The following is a 16,965-nucleotide window of genomic DNA, read 5'->3' as shown; positions in this document are numbered from 1 at the left end:
AGTCTTCACCGGATCAAGCACCTGTTGCCCACAGACTTACCCGTGCTTTCGAGTCCAGCAAAGATAGCCGGCCCGCCTTAAAAAGTTGTAATTGTGCAGCAGAAACATTTTATTATCTTTCATAACTTGTTCGTTTTGCGCGACAAAAAGTAACATTGTCCCTGACAAATAAATGTCCTGTATTGGCAGCATTTTTCTTGCTGTCAGGCATTTGTTTAACATTTGGAAATTATTATGAATGGCCACAATCTGACTTTTAGGAGTGATCCGATATGGTATATCACTCAGCGCGCAATAAACAATGTGTCGTGGTTCATGAAAGATCAGGCAAACAACATCAACCAACAGCGAAACAGAATCCTTAACGGCTCCAAAATCGGCGCGTTTGACCTGCTGGGTGAAGGGCAGGCGAAACAAGTCGCGCTGGCCCCGACCGGCAACCCGCAGCATAGTGATCCACTGATTACGGCCTACTGGTGCCCCTTCGTTCAAGGTAATGTATTGCCTGGCTTTGTCGATATACCCATGCATAATCCTGAGCATCAATTTGTATTTACAGCGGCAATGAATGGCTGTGCTCTGGTCACTACCACCTCTCCGCTGGGCAGCAACATGCTCAGGGTCTACCACCACCAACATCCAGACAGCCCCCATATCAATAACCTTATCAAGGCTCAGGGACAGACTATTATTTCCAGCATTAATGCCAATGACTATTGCCACCGCGACCAGAAGATTCCGGCACCTAATGCGTTCAACTTTTTACTTTATAAAGAAGGCAGGTGGAAATATGCCGTGCAACCGCAAACTTTCAACATGCTGACCCATGACGTGACCTTGAATCCAGGTATGCCCTCCAAGATCCTGGACATCTAAATATCACGCATTGACCCAACTCGTTACCCGTTATCGGGATATGTGCGGCCCTACGCTATTTTGCCGAAGCTCTAAAGTGCCAGGCGCACGAACCTCTTTATTGCAAAAATTGTGCGCCTGGTTTTACCTGATCCTGGAGCGTCGTAACTGCGGCCTTTCGTATGCCCGCCCTAAACAGTGTGTAGTTCTCTGGCGTGACCAGTCGATACGAAATCATGATGTTGCCGGCAGGTTGCTTGCCGATCATCTTGAGGGCCACCTCTGGTGACTTTTCCGCCTGCGCCCGGGCGTTCTGGAACACCGTGACCGAGATCATTTGCCGTTTCATTGCGCTGGGTGCGTCGACTGTCCAGGGCGCACCGCCGAGTCCCGCAGCCAATAACCGGTCTGCGGCTCAACAATTTTTATTCCCGGATAGCCGGGCAACACCTGTTTGATGCGCGACGCCGCGCTGATGCTTGGCGTCGCTAGGGGGATTGAGCCGCTTACTTGATACCCTGGCCCAGGATCACGCCATTGACCGACTCGCCGTACAGGTTAACGCCGTCGCCCTCATGATATTTCTTGCGGGTTTTTTCAACCGAGTTGTCCACCAGACGCGGATCCTGAGGCCGCTCCTGGCTATTGATGTAGGCGGCTACATCCCAGGCTTGAGCATCGGTCAGCGAACCGCCCTTGCCCAGCGGCATGTTTTGTTTGATAAACCCGGCGGCCGTATTGATACGGTGCATCCCCGCACCCCAGTTGTAAGAATCCTTACCCCACAGTGGTGGAAACACGTAGGTATCAGCAGACTTTTGCCCCTGCCCTTCTGCGCCATGGCAGATAGAACATTGATCGGCATAAATCTGTTTACCTTTGACCAGGTCATAGCCTTTTTCCGGTGCAGGAATGACCGGGTACAGGCGCCCGGGCAGATCCACGCCCACAGGCGCCGTGGTCGCCAGCCAGTAGGCATAGGTGCTCAAGGCCTTGATCACATGACTGTCACTGGCGGGTGCCTTGCCATTCATGCTGAATTCAAAGCAACCCTGCATGCGCTCGGCAAAGGTATTGACCTTGTTGTTCTTTTTTCGATACGCCGGGTACATGCCATAAGCTCCCCAAAGCGGAGCGGACCCTGCCTTGCGGCCTTGATCCAGGTGGCAATTGGTGCAGTTGAGGCCGTTGCCGACATAGTCAGCGGCATTTTTCTGGGTATTGACGAAAATATCTCGCCCTTCGCGCACCAGCACGCCAAAGGCGTTATCCGGCAACTCCGACTCCTGGGGCGGGGTAAATACCAGTGGGCCGGAAGGCCTGGACGGCGCAGCCGCCACGCCAGCGTCAGGGTGCGCATCAGCCACCCCGGCAGCGGCGCTCGGGGCCTTGGCCACGGGTGTCATGCCGCGCTCTTCGTACCAGGTTTTGGCAGCCAGAAGCGGTACGGCGACGACCACGGCGATCAGTACTTTGGCAGGAAAGTTCATTGTTTGGCTCCCCCGCTCAGGCTGGCGAAATAGGTGGACAGATCTTTGATTTCGGCATCGGTCAGGGAGCGCGCGATATGGCCCATCAGGTCATTGGGGTCATTCTTGCGGGTACCACTGCGCCACGCATTCAACTGGGCTGCGATGTAAGTCGCGGACTGCCCCAGCAGCGGAGGGAAACTCTGGCCAACGCCAGTGTCACTCACGCCGTGACACGCGACACAGGCCGGAATATTGCGACTCCAGTCGCCCTGCTTGACCAGTTTTTCCGCTGCCCCGCCAACACTGCCGGTGGCGGCTAAATCAACCGCCGGGGCCGGGACAGCCATGGTGCTCAGGTAGCTGGCAACTGCCTGTTCTTCGCTTTCGCTGAGGGCTGATGCGATGGGTTGCATCACCGCGTTGGCCCGTTTGCCGGAGCCAAAGTCCTCAAGCTGCTTGACCAGATAACCCTGGGGCAGCCCCGCCAGACGCGGGAAACCTGCGCTATCGGTACCCAGGCCATTGGCGCCATGACAGGTGGTGCAGGCCATGGCTAGCGGGGACTCGCCCCCCTGGGTGTAGATTTTTTGTCCTTGTGGATCGGCATTTGCCGCGGTCGCCAGCATAAAAACACAGGCGCTTACGCTGGTCTTGAGGCGGACTCTCGTTGCAAGACTCATGGTTCTGGACTCCTTCTTATTGGCTAATTCACGGCGTCAACCCACCTCGTGCAAGGTGTGTGAATTGAAAGCGACTGATTGCGCCGTAATATTTTTTAGGAATATCTTTATACCTAAAAGTAATACTGTCAATTTGCCCTGCTCTCCAGACCACGTGTTCAGCTGCTCTCACTCCACAGAACCTGCCGCCCATGGGTCAAATAAACCCCTACTGAGTAGGTATATACGACTCTGGGCGCCGCACATTTGCAGTCGTCGTTTATGAGTGAACACGACCCGGGGGCCCGGGCCGGTTGACAGGCCATTGCCCCTGCACTAGGTTGACGCAAACGTAAACGTCAGGCAGCAACGCACGCCAAAACAATAATTATAAGAGAGCCACCCATGAGCACGATGGCGATACTGATATCCCTTCTGTTGTTGATGTTTCTCGCCTACCGGGGCGTGACCGTACTGATCCTGGCACCGCTGATGGCAGCCCTGGCGGTACTGCTCAGCGGTGGCGCGACGCACATCATGCCCACTTACACCCAGCTGTTCATGAAGGAGCTGGGCCTGTACCTGATCAAGTTCTTCCCTCTGTTCATCCTCGGCTCGCTGTTTGGCAAGCTGGTGGCTGACTCAGGGGCCGCGCATACCATTGCCGACTGGTTCATGCGGCGCCTGGGCCGGCGCCATGTGATTCTCACGGTAGTGCTGGCCTGCGCTCTGCTGACATACGGAGGCGTGTCGCTGTTTGTGGTTGCTTTCGCCGTGTATCCGATCGGAGCGGTGATTTTTCGCGAGTCCGGCACTCCCAAACGCTACATGCCTGCCGCCATCGCCCTGGGTGCCTTCACTTTCACCATGACCGCCCTGCCCGGCGCGCCGTCGATCCAGAACGCCATTCCCACGGCCTACCTCGGCACCACCACCTTTGCCGCACCGGGCCTGGGCATCATCGCTTCGGTAGTGATGTTGTGGCTGGGCACCTGGATCTTGCAGTCACGGGCGCGCAAGGCGATGGCCAACGGTGAAGGCTACGGTGACCATGACATTGAAATCCCGTCGAACGACGCAGTACCCAGGCCCGGACTGCTGGTAGCGCTGCTGCCCATCATTGTGGTGATCGGCCTGAATGCGGCCTTCAGCTACTGGATTCTGCCTTCGCTGGACCTCAGTGTTCTGCGCGAGGAGCGCTTTGGCAGCATCGATCCTGCCAGCGTGGTGGGGCTCTGGTCGGTATTGTTGGCACTGATGTGCGCGATCGTGTTCGTGATCGTGCTCAACTGGAAGCGCTGGGACAACCTGACGACCACCATCAACAAGGGCAGCCTTGGCGCAATGCTGCCCATCTTCAACACTGCCTCGGAAGTGGCCTATGGCGCGGTGATCGCCGGCCTGGCCGGTTTTGCGGTGATCAAGGCTGCCATTCTCAATTTTTCGCCGGAGCACCCGCTGATATCCACCGTCCTCAGCATGAACGTGCTGGCGGGAATCACCGGTTCCTCATCCGGCGGCCTGAGCATCGCCTTCCGCACCCTGGGCAGTGATTATCTGCGCATGATCGAGGCCGCCGGTATCAGCCCGGAACTGTTTCACCGGGTGGCCACCATTGCTGCCGGCGGCCTGGATACCCTGCCCCACTCGGGAGCAGTAATCACCCTGCTGGCAATCTGCGGCCTCAGCCACCGCCAGTCATACCCGCAAATTTTCATGATGACGACCGTGGTACCACTCACTGCCTTGCTGGTGGTGCTGGTACTGGGCTCGACGTTCGGCAGTTTCTGATCCAGGCCTACCACCAGAAGGATTTGACCATGACTACCCCGCACGCCGCTGTCAGACACCCGCAGTGGGAGACGGCCCCGCGTTTCAACATCGCCCGGGCCTGTTGCGACCGCTGGGCCGCCGAACCCGGGCGCATTGCGATTATTCAGAAAAACGCCGATGGCTCGGTACAGCAGCACAGTTTCCTGACCTTGCAACAGCAAGCCAACCGCCTGGCCAACAGCTTGCGCGAACAAGGTGTGCAGCCCGGCGACCGGGTCGGGATCATGCTGCCCCAGGGGCTGGAGGCCGGAACCGCACACATTGCCCTGTACAAGCTGGGGGCAATTGCGGTTCCGCTGTTCAAGCTATTCGGCAGCGATGCCATCGAGCATCGCGCCTCGAACTGTTCAATGGGTGTGCTTATCACCGATAACAGCGGCCTGCAAAAGATTGAAAAGGTATGGGCCCGTCTCCCCGATTTGAAGCTGTGCTATGTCATCGACCCGGTCACGCAGCGGGCCGGGGTGCTGGATTATCATGCCCGGCTCAAGGACCAGAGTGACCAGTTCGAGACCCTCGACACCGGCGCTGAAGACCCGGCCCTGATCATCTATACCTCCGGCACTACCGGTCACCCCAAAGGTGCACTGCATGCCCATCGCGTATTGCTCGGCCACTTGCCGGGGGTACGCAGCTCCCACGACGACTTCCCCCAGCCCGGCGACCGGATGTGGACCCCGGCTGACTGGGCATGGATTGGCGGCCTGCTGGACGTACTGTTGCCTGCCTGGTACCACGGCGTACCGGTGGTGGCCTACCGTGCCGAAAAGTTCGTCGCTGAAGAGGTGTTCGAGCTGATTGAAGAACTGCAGATCAAAAATGTCTTTTTCCCGCCGACCGCACTCAAGCTATTGCGTCCTGTAGAAAACCCGCAGCAACGCTGGCAGCTGGCACTGCGCTCGGTTGCCAGCGGCGGCGAGTCGCTGGGCGACGAATTGCTGGCCTGGGGCGATCAGGCACTGGGGGTGCGGATCAACGAATTCTATGGCCAGACCGAATGCAACCTGGTGGTGTCCTCCTGCGCCTCCCTGGGTGTCTGCCGGCCACATGCAATAGGTCGGGCCGTCGAAGGTTTCAACGTTGCCATCATCGACGACTACGGGGTGGTCGTACCGACCGGGGACTCGGGGCATATTGCCGTGGCGACGCCCAACGGCAGCCAGATGCTGCGCTATTGGCAGAACACTGCGGCCACTGAAGAGAAATACCTCAACGGCTGGCTGGTGACCGGCGACAAAGGCTCGATGGATGAAGACGGCTATATCTTCTTTCTCGGGCGCAACGATGACGTCATCACCAGCGCCGGCTATCGCATCGGCCCGACGCCGATCGAAGACTGCCTGATCAAGCATCCGGCGGTAAAAATGGCTGCGGCTATCGGCAAGAAAGACCCGATTCGCACTGAAGTGGTGAAGGCATTTGTGGTCCTCAATGCCGGCTATGCCGCCAGCGCCGAGACCATAGGGCAACTGCAGGCCCATGTCCGGGCCCAGCTGGCGGCCCACGAATACCCCCGGGAAATCGAGTTCCTCGACGAACTGCCGATGACCACCACCGGCAAAATCATTCGCAAGGCCCTGCGCGAACGCGAAGAGCACCGAACAGCCATGGAGCTTGATGTATGAACTTTGTAGGAAAAGCATTCGACGAAATCACCGAGGGTGAGACCTTTGGCCAGTCGCTGACCATCGACGCCTCCCATATCAGTCGTGCCTGCGGCATGTTTGGCGACTTCAACCCGTTGCACAGCGATGCCGAATTCTGCGCCGCCAGCCGTTTCGGCCGGCCAATCCTGCACGGGCCCATGACCGGCGCCTTTATGTCGGCCTCCATCGGCATGTACTTCTACGGCACAGCCGTGGCTTACCTTGAACATAATTGCCGGTTCGTCGCCCCGGTGTTTGCCGGGGACACTCTGAGGGTGCAATGGACCATCACCGAAACCCTGAACAAACCCAGGAGCAACGGCGGCATTGCCGTACTCACCGGCCTGTGCAGCAACCAGCGCGGCGAGCAGATCGCCGAGGCCAGCGGCAAGATCCTGCTCAGTAACCGGGCAGTGATGGATGCACGCTGACACTACAGATCAATGGTCAGGCTCGCTGCGCTTGTTGCATGCCGATATGCCGCTTAAACCCTGTGGGAGCTGGCTTGCCAGCGATAGCGGTGTGTCAGTTATTTCATCCGGCAAGGACATTGCGCCATCGCGAGGCAAGCTCGCTCCTACACTTGCCAGGAGCAAAGCCTGCGCCTGGCGCATACCCCATGCTTAAACGTCATGATCCCCGGTTTTCTTGCGTGATAGTCTTGCCGCACTATGAACAGCGGGCATTGATCGTATTTTGACGATGGCCAGAACCAGGAAAGAACATGTCCAAAATTTCCCACTCAGATCTTCGTCGCAATTTTCGTGAACTGCTGGCCACGCCAATGTGCGTCGAAACTGCTTCTGTTTTCGACCCCATGTCCGCCCGCATCGCTGCCGATCTTGGTTTTGAGGTCGGCATCCTGGGCGGCTCGGTAGCGTCGCTGCAGGTACTGGCAGCCCCCGATTTTGCGTTGATCACCCTGAGTGAGTTCGTTGAACAGGCCACCCGCATCGGCCGCGTGGCCCAGCTGCCCTTCATAGCCGATGCCGACCATGGCTATGGCAATGCCCTGAATGTGATGCGCACCGTCGAAGAACTGGAGCGCGCCGGGGTTGCGGCGCTGACCATTGAAGACACCCTGCTGCCCGCCCAGTTCGCGCGCAAATCCACTGACCTGATTTCCATCGAGGAAGGCATTGGCAAGGTCAAGGCCGCCCTGGAAGCCCGTGTCGATCCCGGTCTCTCAATCATTGCCCGGACCAATGCCGGGGTGTTGCCAACCAGTGCCATCATCGAACGCACCCTGGCCTACGAGAAAGCCGGTGCCGATGGTATCTGCATCGTCGGCATCAAGGACTTCGAGCACCTTGAGCAGATATCGGAAAAACTCAGCGTGCCCTTGATGCTGGTGACTTACGGCAACCCCGAGCTCAATGACAGCCAGCGCCTGGCAAGTCTGGGCGTACGCGTGGTGGTGGCCGGACATGCAGCCTACTTTGCCGCCATCAAGGCCACCTACGACAGCCTGCGGGCCCAGCGCCAGCTGACCCACAGCACCTCCAATCTGAGCGCCACAGAATTGACCCACACCTATACGCTGCCGGAAAACTATGTGGCCTGGGCCAAGGAGTTCATGGATGTACAAGAGTGATCAGTGCTCGCCTCGCTACGCCAACCAGTAACCACCCGCTCACGCTTCGGCCGGTCTTGTACTGCTGACCGGCCAATGGCCTACAGGTAGATGATCTCCACCGTTGCGCTGGCGTCCAGCTGGATCACCCGGGTCTGGTCCAGAGTATCGAGCGGCGCAATGCGCGTGCTCAGCAGCAACTGTCCGGAGTAACTGGCAAATGCCCCGAGGGTGCCGGTTCCGGGAGCGGCAAATGCCAGTACGAAACGGTTGTCGACGATACCAGTGAGGTTGGGTATCCAGGTGGTACCTCCTGTCTGCCTGGAGATGGCTGATACGGTTTGCCCGTCAGCCACAGTGGCATCACCGTAGAGGATCTCCAGGCTGCCAATCGGCGCACCCCGGCCATCCTTGCCCATGCTGAAATACTGCGTGCCCACAGGCAGGCTGCCATAGGCGGCGTGGTTGTCGGTCCATTGCAGGCCAACCGGCACCGCATACCCGCAACTGATCGACCAGCCCAGGTTCCTGGCCGGCAACAGGGTTTCACGGCTGCTATCGGCGTTCAGGTCACTGCGCTGCAGCACCCCGTAGTCAACGTGACCGCCATTCTCCAGACGGATATCACAGGCCGCCGGGTGAGTGGTGGCGCTAATACTCAGGTCTACGCTGGAGGCACTCTGTGCAGTGCCCGCAACAACCAACAACAGCAGGAGCAAGCTAGTTAAGGGACGCATAAAATCACCTGTTGCAAAATTTGATGAGGCCAAGGGGCATAAGCATGGCGGCTCATGTTGCGCTGACGTCGATGCGCAACTGCCCCTCGTGGGTTTTGGCATCCCGCGAGCGCATGTCACTCAACGGCAGCTCCGGCACAATTTCCAGGCTCAGCACCAGGCTCTTGCCGCGTGCCGGAAGGCCGCCTTCGACCGGAACGATGATATCGCCCGGTGCGCTCGCCAGACTCTCCAGACCGACCCCCGTAGCCCCCAGATCACTCAGCCTGGCCAGGCCGACCGGGCGGCCATCCAGTTGCGCCCGGCTCATTTGAATGCTGACCTAGCCTTGATCACTGAACTTCATCCGGTTCGATTGCACGGGCCCGTGCAGGCTCAACTCGATGGCCGAATCTGCCAGGCAATTGGCGTTCAGGCGCACCTCGCGCCGGTCCAGAAGGTGCCTGGCCTGCGGCGTTACGGCACCGGACGGGTGTTGCTGAGGGCCGTAATCGAGATGCTGGCTGCTCAAGGTGATTTCGCAATCGCTGGCCAGCAAGTGCGGGCTGCACCCCAACAGGAGCAACAGTAATGAGACCGGGAGCAGCTTGCGGCGAGGGTCTGGAATAGTCATTTACAGGGTTCTCCCATTGGCGGCCAGCATGGCTTGTGGCTCAGAGGTACAGCTGGCATTGAGGGTTTCGAAATAGCTTTCCAGGTCTTGCTCCTCGGGGACCTCGAAGCTCAACTCGCAGGACTGATCGTCGCTGTGCTCAATGCGCAGCGGTGTGGCATGTTCCAGGTGGTTCAGGTACACCTGGCCGTCATCGATGACGCTGGTGACAAAGCCGCCATTGGCATCCACGACACTGGCGCCCTTGGCCGGAACACCGCCCTTGGCATCCATTACCGTCAACAGTACCCGCCGGCTCTTGAGCACTTCAAAATCCATCCGGTGTACCGAACCACGGGCCGCAGAGAGCATCTGGTGGCCATTGCGGATATCGATGTTGCGTGGCAGATCCTTGGTTTCCACTTCCACCCTGGTCGAGCTGTACGGGTTAAGGCTGGCGATCACCGCACGCCCCGCGCCATCGGTCCACACCGGACCGCTCGGGGTCTGCAACTTGATCCCCGCAACATCCCCTACCGAGGCAATGGCAAAGCTGTCGCGCACCGGATACGGCGACAGCGTCACACCCTGCTCATGCACCACTACCCCGCCGCTGGCCCGCAGGTTATAGCTGCGGCTGTCGTCGCTGGTGGAAACCCCGGCTGAGGTCTGGGCATAAGGGGTCAGCAGGCTGGCGTTGGCAGATAACTGCTGGCTGACGTTTTCCACTTCGCGCTCCACTGCCAGGTTGTAATTGAACCGTTCAAAACTGCTGTCATTGAAGCTGGCACCGTAGCGGGTGCGATCCGAACGCTGGCTGGCGTAGGCCCGGGTGCTGCGGCCGCTGCCCAGGGGCACGCTGACCGACAAGTAGAGTGCCGTTTGTGGCCCTTCATTGCGTGAGCGCCGGGTCTGCTCCTTGCGGTTCAGGTTGCGGGTGGTCTTTTCCACACTGGCGTTAACGCTGAAACGCGGGAATGACTTGCTCCAGCTGGCGCTCAGGTACTCGGAGCTGTGCCCGGCAAACGTGCGGGAGGTCGACCAGGTGCTGCTGAAACTGCCCAGCACCGGATCGCTCCAGGCGGCCGATACGCCGTACTGGGAGCGGGCCAGCCCGCTGGAGTCGTACTCGTTATACCGGTTAGTGGTGTCCAGCAGGTCACGGTAGCCCTGGCTTTGCTGGGTGGTGTTGAGGTTGACGCTGATTTTTTCGCTGACACGGGTACTGAGGCTGGCACTGACCTGCCCGCCTGCGCCCTTGACCTTCGGCGCCTTGGACGCCACGGTGCGCACCGTCAGTGCCGTGGTGGGGCTGAGCACTGAATCCAGCTCCAGTGCCAGGGCCTGATAATTGTTGTCGGCCAACATGGCGCCGGCAGAAATTTTGTTGCTGGAACCCAGCAGCCAGCCGTCGCTGGCCGTGGCAATCAGGGGTTTGGCCCCGCCACTGCTGCTGTCGAAGGTACGCAGCTTGCCCACGGCAAGGGACATTCCCGGGGTCGACAACGAGGTGCGAATCAGCGATGCGGCGGCCACCGTAAAGCGCTGCTCCTGACCATCGGCTTCGATCACCCGCACATCAAGATCCGTGTTGCTGTTGAGCAAACGGATATCCGACAGTCTGAACGGCCCGGCCGGCACTACCGTGGTGTAGAGCAATGCACCGGCCTGGCGCACTTCGACCCGGGCCTGGCTTTGCGCGATGCCGTCAACCGTGGCGCCCTGGCTACCGCTTTTCAGGGCCGACTCGGGCACCAGTTGCAAGCCGGTGATGGGCGCACCGGCCACCACCGAATCACTGATATTGATCTCGCCCACTTGCAGGGTGCGGGCCTGTTCGACAAAGGTGGTCTGGCCGTAGGTGTAGAGGGTCTGGAAGTCATTGCCGTTATCATTGGCGGTAAACGACTGGCTGCTGCGCACTATCCAGTCACCCAGGTTAAAACCCAGCTCGGTATTGGCCGAATGATAATTGCTGGAGTAACTGCCGGACTGCGAGGTAAAGGTCTGCAGTTCATAATTGATCAGCGCCCCGGCACCGCCGCTCTGGTAGATGCCACGGTCCACCGCCTCCGGGCGCAGGGCATCGTGACTCACCACCAGCCGCACTTGCTGGCTGTTGGGTAACAATTCGACTTCGGTTTGCGGCCAGGCGCCGGCAAAGTCGTAGCAAATAGCCTGGATATCCGGACTTTGCCCCGGGTTTATCTGCCATTGCGCCTTGGGGATTTTCAATCCCGCCTGATCCAGCAACCCACGGTTGAAGCACAACTGGCCTTCATCATCGAAGCGGGCTTCGACCTGGCCGCGGGGGTTACCGTTGACCCATAACTCTACCCGTCGATTGCCAGAGCCGAATCGCGGTGCGGCGGCAAAATACTGTGCCACAGCCGGGTCGATGCCCCGGTGCTTGAGCATTTGCACATCAAATTGCGCCAGCAGCTCGGCACGCTCAAGACGGGTATGGGCACTGTCGGTTTGCTTGGCAAGTGCCTCAACACTCAGCAAGGCCAAAGGGGCCAGCAGGCTCGAAGGTCTCAGGTGGCGAAACAGCGCGCCACAGACACGCGCTGCCATGGGCTTCAAAATCATCCAGGACATCCTTGACATACTAAAAACAGAGGATCAGTTCAGGGGGGCGGTAAATGCGTTGACGGCAAATCCGTAAATACTGGCCGGGGTGAATTGCACCGAAGTCAGCGATTCAGGGCTCTGCTCGGGGAGTTTCACGCTGAGGGTCTGGCCCGGCAAAATGTAGTTATTGGGCAGTTCAGCCGCGGTCTTGCCTGGCAGCAGGGTCAGTTGCTTGGTCAGGCGCACCACATACGGGCTGTCGTTATTCACCGTCAGGGTATTGCCGGAGCGGGTCCACTTGAGCAGTACCCAGGGATCGTTTTTCATGGGCAAACCTTCGGGATGGATAATCACCGGCAGGTTCTGGCGTACGTTCATGGTGACCGTGGATTTGGCGTCGGTTTTCTTTTGCGGGATGCCTTCGAATATCACGCGCTTCAGACGCTGGGTGGTGACCGGCGTGCGCGCCTGCAGGATAAAACGCACCAGCTGTTTTTGCCCCGGTTCGACGCGGGTCAGGGGCGGCGTTACCACCAGCAGGGTTTCCTTGTCTTCGGCAATGTTTTGCAGAGAGCTATGCAGCAGTGCGGCCTGGGCATCGGTATTGGTGACATTGATCCGGCCTTCGCCGTCAGCCACCTGGACAATCACGACGGTGGTGTCGGGGACCATGCCGGCGGCCTGGACTGGCGGCAACCAACTGGCCAGGGCCAGGATAAAAAAGCTGAGCAAGCATCTGGGGCTCTGTAGGCGAAATAAAAACATGGGCACGACCTTTGGCGAACTTCAAGGAGTCCGGGAAATGTTTAAGGGTTCAGTCACTCGCGCTCTTGCGCCGTTGGGCCCGGGATAAAGATCCGCAGAAAAGCGTGAGGACGACTATTGGCGATTCGGCAACAATGAAAAGGTGCCCCGCCCGGAGGCACCTTGTTGAGCGCTGTTACACGGCAATGTGTTCAGGTGGCCTGAATGGCCCACGCCGAACGCGCATTGCGTCTGCCTGCACCGGTGCGAATCCGGTGCGGGGCAACAGTTACAGGTAGTTCAGCTCCATGGTGGCGTTGGCATTGATGTTCAGCGAAGTACTCAGGTCCAGCGTGTCCACAGGGGCAATTTGCGGCTTGAGTGTGAAGGTGCCGCTATAGGTGGTGTAGGCAGCCGGCGTTGTTGCCCCCACTGGAGCAAAGGAGTTCATCGCGATTTTGCTGATCTGACCGTACTGTGCGTCAACCCAGGTAATACCGTCGTTACTGGCAAGGACATTGGCATGGGTTTCCGTACCATTACCCGTCACTACAACGCTTGCGCCACCACCGTGCTGGATCCAAAGGTGGCCAATAGGGGCGTCAGCCGCATCTTTGCCCAGGCTGAACAGGTTGTGGCCAGCCGCAGGGTAGGTACCGTCGGCTTCCTGGTTATCAACCCAGCTGGTGCTGATGGCGACCGGTCCGGTACAGGTGATGTTGTATGGAAGAGTAGCGTTGGGCATTGGGGTTGGCTTGGTAGGGTCGCTTTCGAGTGCGCTGACCTGAATGTCACCCAGATTCAGGGGGGCTCCGGTGCCGATGGTCACGTCGCAGCTGGCAGGCACCACCTTACCGGTAATTTTCAGGTCGGCAGTGGTCGCGGCCAATGCATTGGCCGAAGCAGCCAGAAGACAGGTTGCAAGCAAAGTTTGTTTAATATTCATAATAGTTCCTCTATGTCTTGATGGGTAAAACTGCTCGATTCAATGGTTTCAGCACCACTGCCGGTTACCGCTACGCTTGCGCCACCGCCGTGCTGTAGCCACAAGTAACCGAACGAGCATTGCGTCTGCATGCGCCGGAGTGGATCCGGTGCACGGTCAACCATTACAGGTAGCTGAGTTCCATGGTGGCGTTGGCATTGATGTTCAGCGAGGTACTCAGGTCCAGATCGTTCACGGGGGCTATCGACGGTTTGAGTGTGAAGCGGCCGCTATAGGTGGTGTAGGCAGCCGGCGTTGATGCCCCCACTGGAGCAAAGGAGTTGATGTGGGTTTTGCTGGCCTGACCGTAGGATGAGTTAGCCCAGGTAATGCCGTCGGCACTGGTAATGACATTGGCATGGGTCTCTGTGCCATTACCCGTCACTGCAACGCTTCCGCCAGCACCGTGCTGGATCCAAAGGTGGCCAATAGGGGTGTCAGACGCATCTTTGCCCAGGCTGAAATAGTTGGGACTAGGTGCTGAGGTACCGTCGGCTTCCTGGTTATCAACCCAGCTGGTGCTGATGGCGACCGGTCCGGTACAGGTGATGTTGTAAGGAACCGTAGGAACGGTCAGTGCGGTTGGCTTATCGGGGTCTGGATTGAGTGCGCTGATCAGAATGTCACCCAGATCCAGGGGGGCTCCGGTGCCGATGGTCACGTCGCAGCTGGCAGGTACCACCTTACCGGTAACTTTCAGGTCGGCAGTGGTCGCGGCCAATGCATTGGCCGAAGCAGCCAGAAGACAGGTTGCAAGCAAAGTTTTTTTAATATTCATAATGGTTCGTCTATGTCTTGATGAATAAAACTGCTCGATTCAATGCTTTCAGAGCAGGCCAGTTACGGCGGCCAGCACTCTGACGACCTGTTGCAAAACTTAAAATAGGAATACTCCTAGGGCGCAAGCAATTAGGAGTATTCCTATTTTCGGCTCATATTCAGTTATAGGTGTGGATTTAAACCCACCTTGTTTACTGGCGTTTTCTCTGGCAAAAAAATCGGGGGTCGAAGCAATACATCGTTCACGACAGTGCCAGCCTTTAGATAGTGGATTTTTTATGTAGCGCATACTTGCGGCGTTATAAGTCAATCATGGGTTCGGCAGTTATGAATAGGCCCACCCCTTTCTAAAAAGTACCACCCTGAGTTTGGTCGCTACTGTTCCCCAGCGCTCTTGCATATTGCCCGTAGTACAATCGTACTGTCACGCCGAATAATATTCGGCGTGACAGGGGCAAAACTACAGTTACAGGTAAGTCACTTCCATGGTGGCACTGGCATCAATGGTCAGCGCATTGTTAAGGTCCAGGGTACTGGTCGGCGCAATTTGCGGCTTGAGTGTGAATCTTCCGCTATAGGTGCTGTAGGCAGTGGGTGTCATTTCCCCCACTGGGGCAAAGGAGTTCACCAGACGCTTACTGGCCTGACCGTAGCCCGCATCAACCCAGACAATACCGTCGACACTGGTGATGACATTGGCATGGGTTTCAGCGCCATTGCCGGTTACCGCTACGCTTGCGCCAGCACCGTGCTGGATCCACAAGTGGCCAATTGGGGCGTCAGCCGCATCTTTGCCCAGGCTGAAGAGGTTATGGCTCCCCGCGGGGGCGGTGCCGTGGGCTTCATTGTTGTCGATCCAGCTAGTGCTGATGGCCACGGGGCCGGTGCAGGTGAGGCTATAAGGAACGCTGCGGTTGGCCAGTGAAGTTGGTTTATCAGGATCGGGGTTCAGATCGGCGACATGGATATCGCCCAGGTCCAGAGGTGCACCCGTGCCGATGGTTACGTCACAGCCGGCGGGAACGATCTTGCCGATCACAAGCAGGTCGGCCTTGTTGGCGGCCAGTGCACTTCCAGAAACTGCCAACAGGCAAGTAACGAGCAAGGTTTTTTTCAAAGACAACATATAAGTAACTTCCATAGTAAGCGCCGCGGGAGCGCAGTTTATTGAGTGCAGCGGCGGCATCTTACTCAATCACTTTATTAAATAATACAGGCGGTACGTTCGGCAGCCGACTCAAACAAGGCATATGGGTATTTGATGCATCACAAGATAGGACTGTTCTTAATAATGGCCCGAGGTATCTGTAGGAGTCCTAGGGTCAAGTTGCGCGCAGTGCGTTAGTTGTCAGATGCGACAGGTTAAGTTTTTTGCCACTATCACTGAGGCATTCAAGTTCATGCACTGAATCAGTGCTGCAAGATGTTTAGGAATAGCTGGCAATGACTAAGAACATCTTAATGATGTAACCAAAGATTACACAGCCGCTGCCAGGGTCTACCCGAACCTTAGTCGCAAAACCGTTCGCCAAGTTTCTCGCCGAGCAAACTGTCAAACATCGCCTGGGCCGCTGCCGACAACTCATGGCCGGGTTTGGTCAGGATGCCCATGGCCCGTTCTATCACGGGTTCATGCAAGGTGATGCAACGGGCGCCGAGCTCGCGCATCTGTTCGGCGCACAGTGCCGGAACTGCACTGACTCCCAGCCCGCTGGCGACCATGCGTCCGACCGTAGCCAGTTGATGACTTTCAAATTCCACCGGCAATTTCATCTGCCGGGCCTGCAAATGCTCTTCGAGCATCACCCGTACGGCAGAGGGTCGCTGCAGTGTGATGAAGGGCTGTTCCAGCAGGGTTTGCCAATCAATCAGCAAACGCCCGGCCCACTGCGAATCACTGGGCACTATTGCGACAAACCGGTCCATATACAGCGGGGTAAAGGTCAGCGCTGACCCCGGGCCCGGCTTGAAAGCCACCCCCAGCTCCACCTGGCGGTCACGCACCATCTCCAGCACCTGTTCGTTGATCACGTCGTTGACCGTGACGTTGAGCCGGGGGTGGCGGGTACGAAAGTTCTTGAGGATACGCGGCAGCAGATTGCCCGAAAACGAAGGTATCGCTGCCAGGGTTACCCGCCCCCGCTGCAGGGTGAAGCGCTGGCGCATCTCGTCCTCGGCATTGTCCCACTCGGCAATCAGCCGTCGGGCCAGCGGCAACAGCGACTCACCTTCGGGGGTCAGGGCCACATGCCGTGTGGTACGGCTGAACAGGCGCCCTCCCAGCCCCTCCTCCAGCGCCTTGATAGTCAGGCTCAGCGCCGACTGCGACAAATGCAGGCGTTCGCAGGCCACGGCGAAGCTCAGGCTCTGGGCCACGGCGAGGAAGGCACGCATCTGTTTTACGGTCATGGGCTGCACCCTGGAGTCATTGATTTACTTTGCCAATTAATAAACCTTAAAAAACAATTTAACAAATCAATTGCCCGGAGTGACACTCGCTGCCATTGGCTAACCA

Annotated in this window: 17 protein-coding genes; 5 read left to right on the top strand and 12 right to left on the bottom strand. The window is 58.0% G+C overall.

All coding sequences use genetic code 11. The features are described from left to right. Window positions 1–315 precede the first annotated feature (315 nt). Window positions 316–876 carry a hypothetical protein gene (locus JQ848_RS11775; RefSeq protein WP_202210724.1) on the top strand — a complete coding sequence of 187 codons (561 nt, stop codon included), beginning with the start codon at window positions 316–318 and terminating at the stop codon, window positions 874–876. Window positions 877–973: 97 nt separating this feature from the next. On the opposite strand, the gene JQ848_RS11770 is transcribed toward JQ848_RS11775, so the two are convergent. From JQ848_RS11770 to JQ848_RS11760, 3 genes are all read right to left on the bottom strand, one after another. Further along, complete coding sequence (locus JQ848_RS11770; protein ID WP_161718670.1) at window positions 974–1,192, bottom strand: hypothetical protein; 219 nt, start codon at window positions 1,190–1,192, stop codon at window positions 974–976. A 169-nt stretch (window positions 1,193–1,361) separates the two neighbouring features. Beyond that, window positions 1,362–2,345, bottom strand: coding sequence for a c-type cytochrome (locus JQ848_RS11765; protein WP_161718668.1), 984 nt, complete (start codon window positions 2,343–2,345; stop codon window positions 1,362–1,364). After that, window positions 2,342–3,007, bottom strand: coding sequence for a c-type cytochrome (locus JQ848_RS11760; RefSeq protein WP_003445527.1), 666 nt, complete (start codon window positions 3,005–3,007; stop codon window positions 2,342–2,344). The genes JQ848_RS11765 and JQ848_RS11760 overlap by 4 nt, the downstream gene beginning before the upstream one ends. 384 nt (window positions 3,008–3,391) lie before the next feature. Here JQ848_RS11760 and JQ848_RS11755 point away from each other — a divergent pair, with 384 nt between their 5' ends. The 4 genes from JQ848_RS11755 (at window position 3,392) to JQ848_RS11740 (ending at window position 8,059) form a co-directional block, all read left to right on the top strand. Beyond that, entirely contained in the window at window positions 3,392–4,777 is a 1,386-nt protein-coding gene (locus tag JQ848_RS11755) for a GntP family permease (RefSeq protein WP_003445524.1), read from the top strand. A 29-nt stretch (window positions 4,778–4,806) separates the two neighbouring features. Continuing rightward, window positions 4,807–6,444 (top strand): AMP-binding protein, encoded by a 1,638-nt coding sequence (locus tag JQ848_RS11750; protein ID WP_160627630.1) that lies wholly within the window; start codon window positions 4,807–4,809, stop codon window positions 6,442–6,444. Next, entirely contained in the window at window positions 6,441–6,896 is a 456-nt protein-coding gene (locus JQ848_RS11745) for a MaoC family dehydratase (protein WP_003445520.1), read from the top strand. Before JQ848_RS11750 ends, JQ848_RS11745 begins: the two co-directional genes overlap by 4 nt. Before the next feature lie 293 nt (window positions 6,897–7,189). Further along, the gene (locus JQ848_RS11740; protein WP_003445517.1) at window positions 7,190–8,059 is read left to right on the top strand and encodes an isocitrate lyase/PEP mutase family protein; all 870 of its coding nucleotides are present in this window, start codon (window positions 7,190–7,192) and stop codon (window positions 8,057–8,059) included. An 80-nt stretch (window positions 8,060–8,139) separates the two neighbouring features. On the opposite strand, the gene JQ848_RS11735 is transcribed toward JQ848_RS11740, so the two are convergent. The 9 genes from JQ848_RS11735 to JQ848_RS11695 form a co-directional block, all read right to left on the bottom strand. Then, window positions 8,140–8,775: a DUF1120 domain-containing protein gene (locus JQ848_RS11735; protein ID WP_161718664.1), complete on the bottom strand. Its 636-nt coding sequence runs from the start codon at window positions 8,773–8,775 to the stop codon at window positions 8,140–8,142. A 52-nt stretch (window positions 8,776–8,827) separates the two neighbouring features. Then, window positions 8,828–9,085: a hypothetical protein gene (locus tag JQ848_RS11730; RefSeq protein ID WP_202210723.1), complete on the bottom strand. Its 258-nt coding sequence runs from the start codon at window positions 9,083–9,085 to the stop codon at window positions 8,828–8,830. Window positions 9,086–9,097: 12 nt separating this feature from the next. After that, the gene (locus JQ848_RS11725; protein WP_202210722.1) at window positions 9,098–9,388 is read right to left on the bottom strand and encodes a DUF1120 domain-containing protein; all 291 of its coding nucleotides are present in this window, start codon (window positions 9,386–9,388) and stop codon (window positions 9,098–9,100) included. Continuing rightward, window positions 9,389–11,959 (bottom strand): fimbria/pilus outer membrane usher protein, encoded by a 2,571-nt coding sequence (locus JQ848_RS11720; RefSeq protein ID WP_202210721.1) that lies wholly within the window; start codon window positions 11,957–11,959, stop codon window positions 9,389–9,391. Between the two features lie 33 nt (window positions 11,960–11,992). Then, window positions 11,993–12,673: a fimbria/pilus chaperone family protein gene (locus JQ848_RS11715; RefSeq protein WP_160627623.1), complete on the bottom strand. Its 681-nt coding sequence runs from the start codon at window positions 12,671–12,673 to the stop codon at window positions 11,993–11,995. Between the two features lie 301 nt (window positions 12,674–12,974). Further along, a complete protein-coding gene (locus tag JQ848_RS11710) occupies window positions 12,975–13,631 on the bottom strand; it encodes a DUF1120 domain-containing protein (RefSeq protein ID WP_161718662.1) in 657 nt (218 codons plus the stop codon). Between the two features lie 163 nt (window positions 13,632–13,794). Continuing rightward, a complete protein-coding gene (locus JQ848_RS11705) occupies window positions 13,795–14,448 on the bottom strand; it encodes a DUF1120 domain-containing protein (RefSeq protein ID WP_161718660.1) in 654 nt (217 codons plus the stop codon). A gap of 468 nt (window positions 14,449–14,916) precedes the next feature. Then, a complete protein-coding gene (locus JQ848_RS11700; RefSeq protein ID WP_161718658.1) occupies window positions 14,917–15,576 on the bottom strand; it encodes a DUF1120 domain-containing protein in 660 nt (219 codons plus the stop codon). A gap of 383 nt (window positions 15,577–15,959) precedes the next feature. Further along, window positions 15,960–16,859 (bottom strand): LysR family transcriptional regulator, encoded by a 900-nt coding sequence (locus tag JQ848_RS11695; RefSeq protein ID WP_003445503.1) that lies wholly within the window; start codon window positions 16,857–16,859, stop codon window positions 15,960–15,962. Window positions 16,860–16,965 lie beyond the last annotated feature (106 nt).

Source organism: Pseudomonas paraversuta, assembly GCF_904067025.1.
Classification (GTDB): Bacteria; Pseudomonadota; Gammaproteobacteria; order Pseudomonadales; family Pseudomonadaceae; genus Aquipseudomonas; species Aquipseudomonas paraversuta.
The sequence above is the reverse complement of the archived record's forward strand: the minus strand, read 5'-3'. Positions and strand labels throughout refer to the sequence as shown.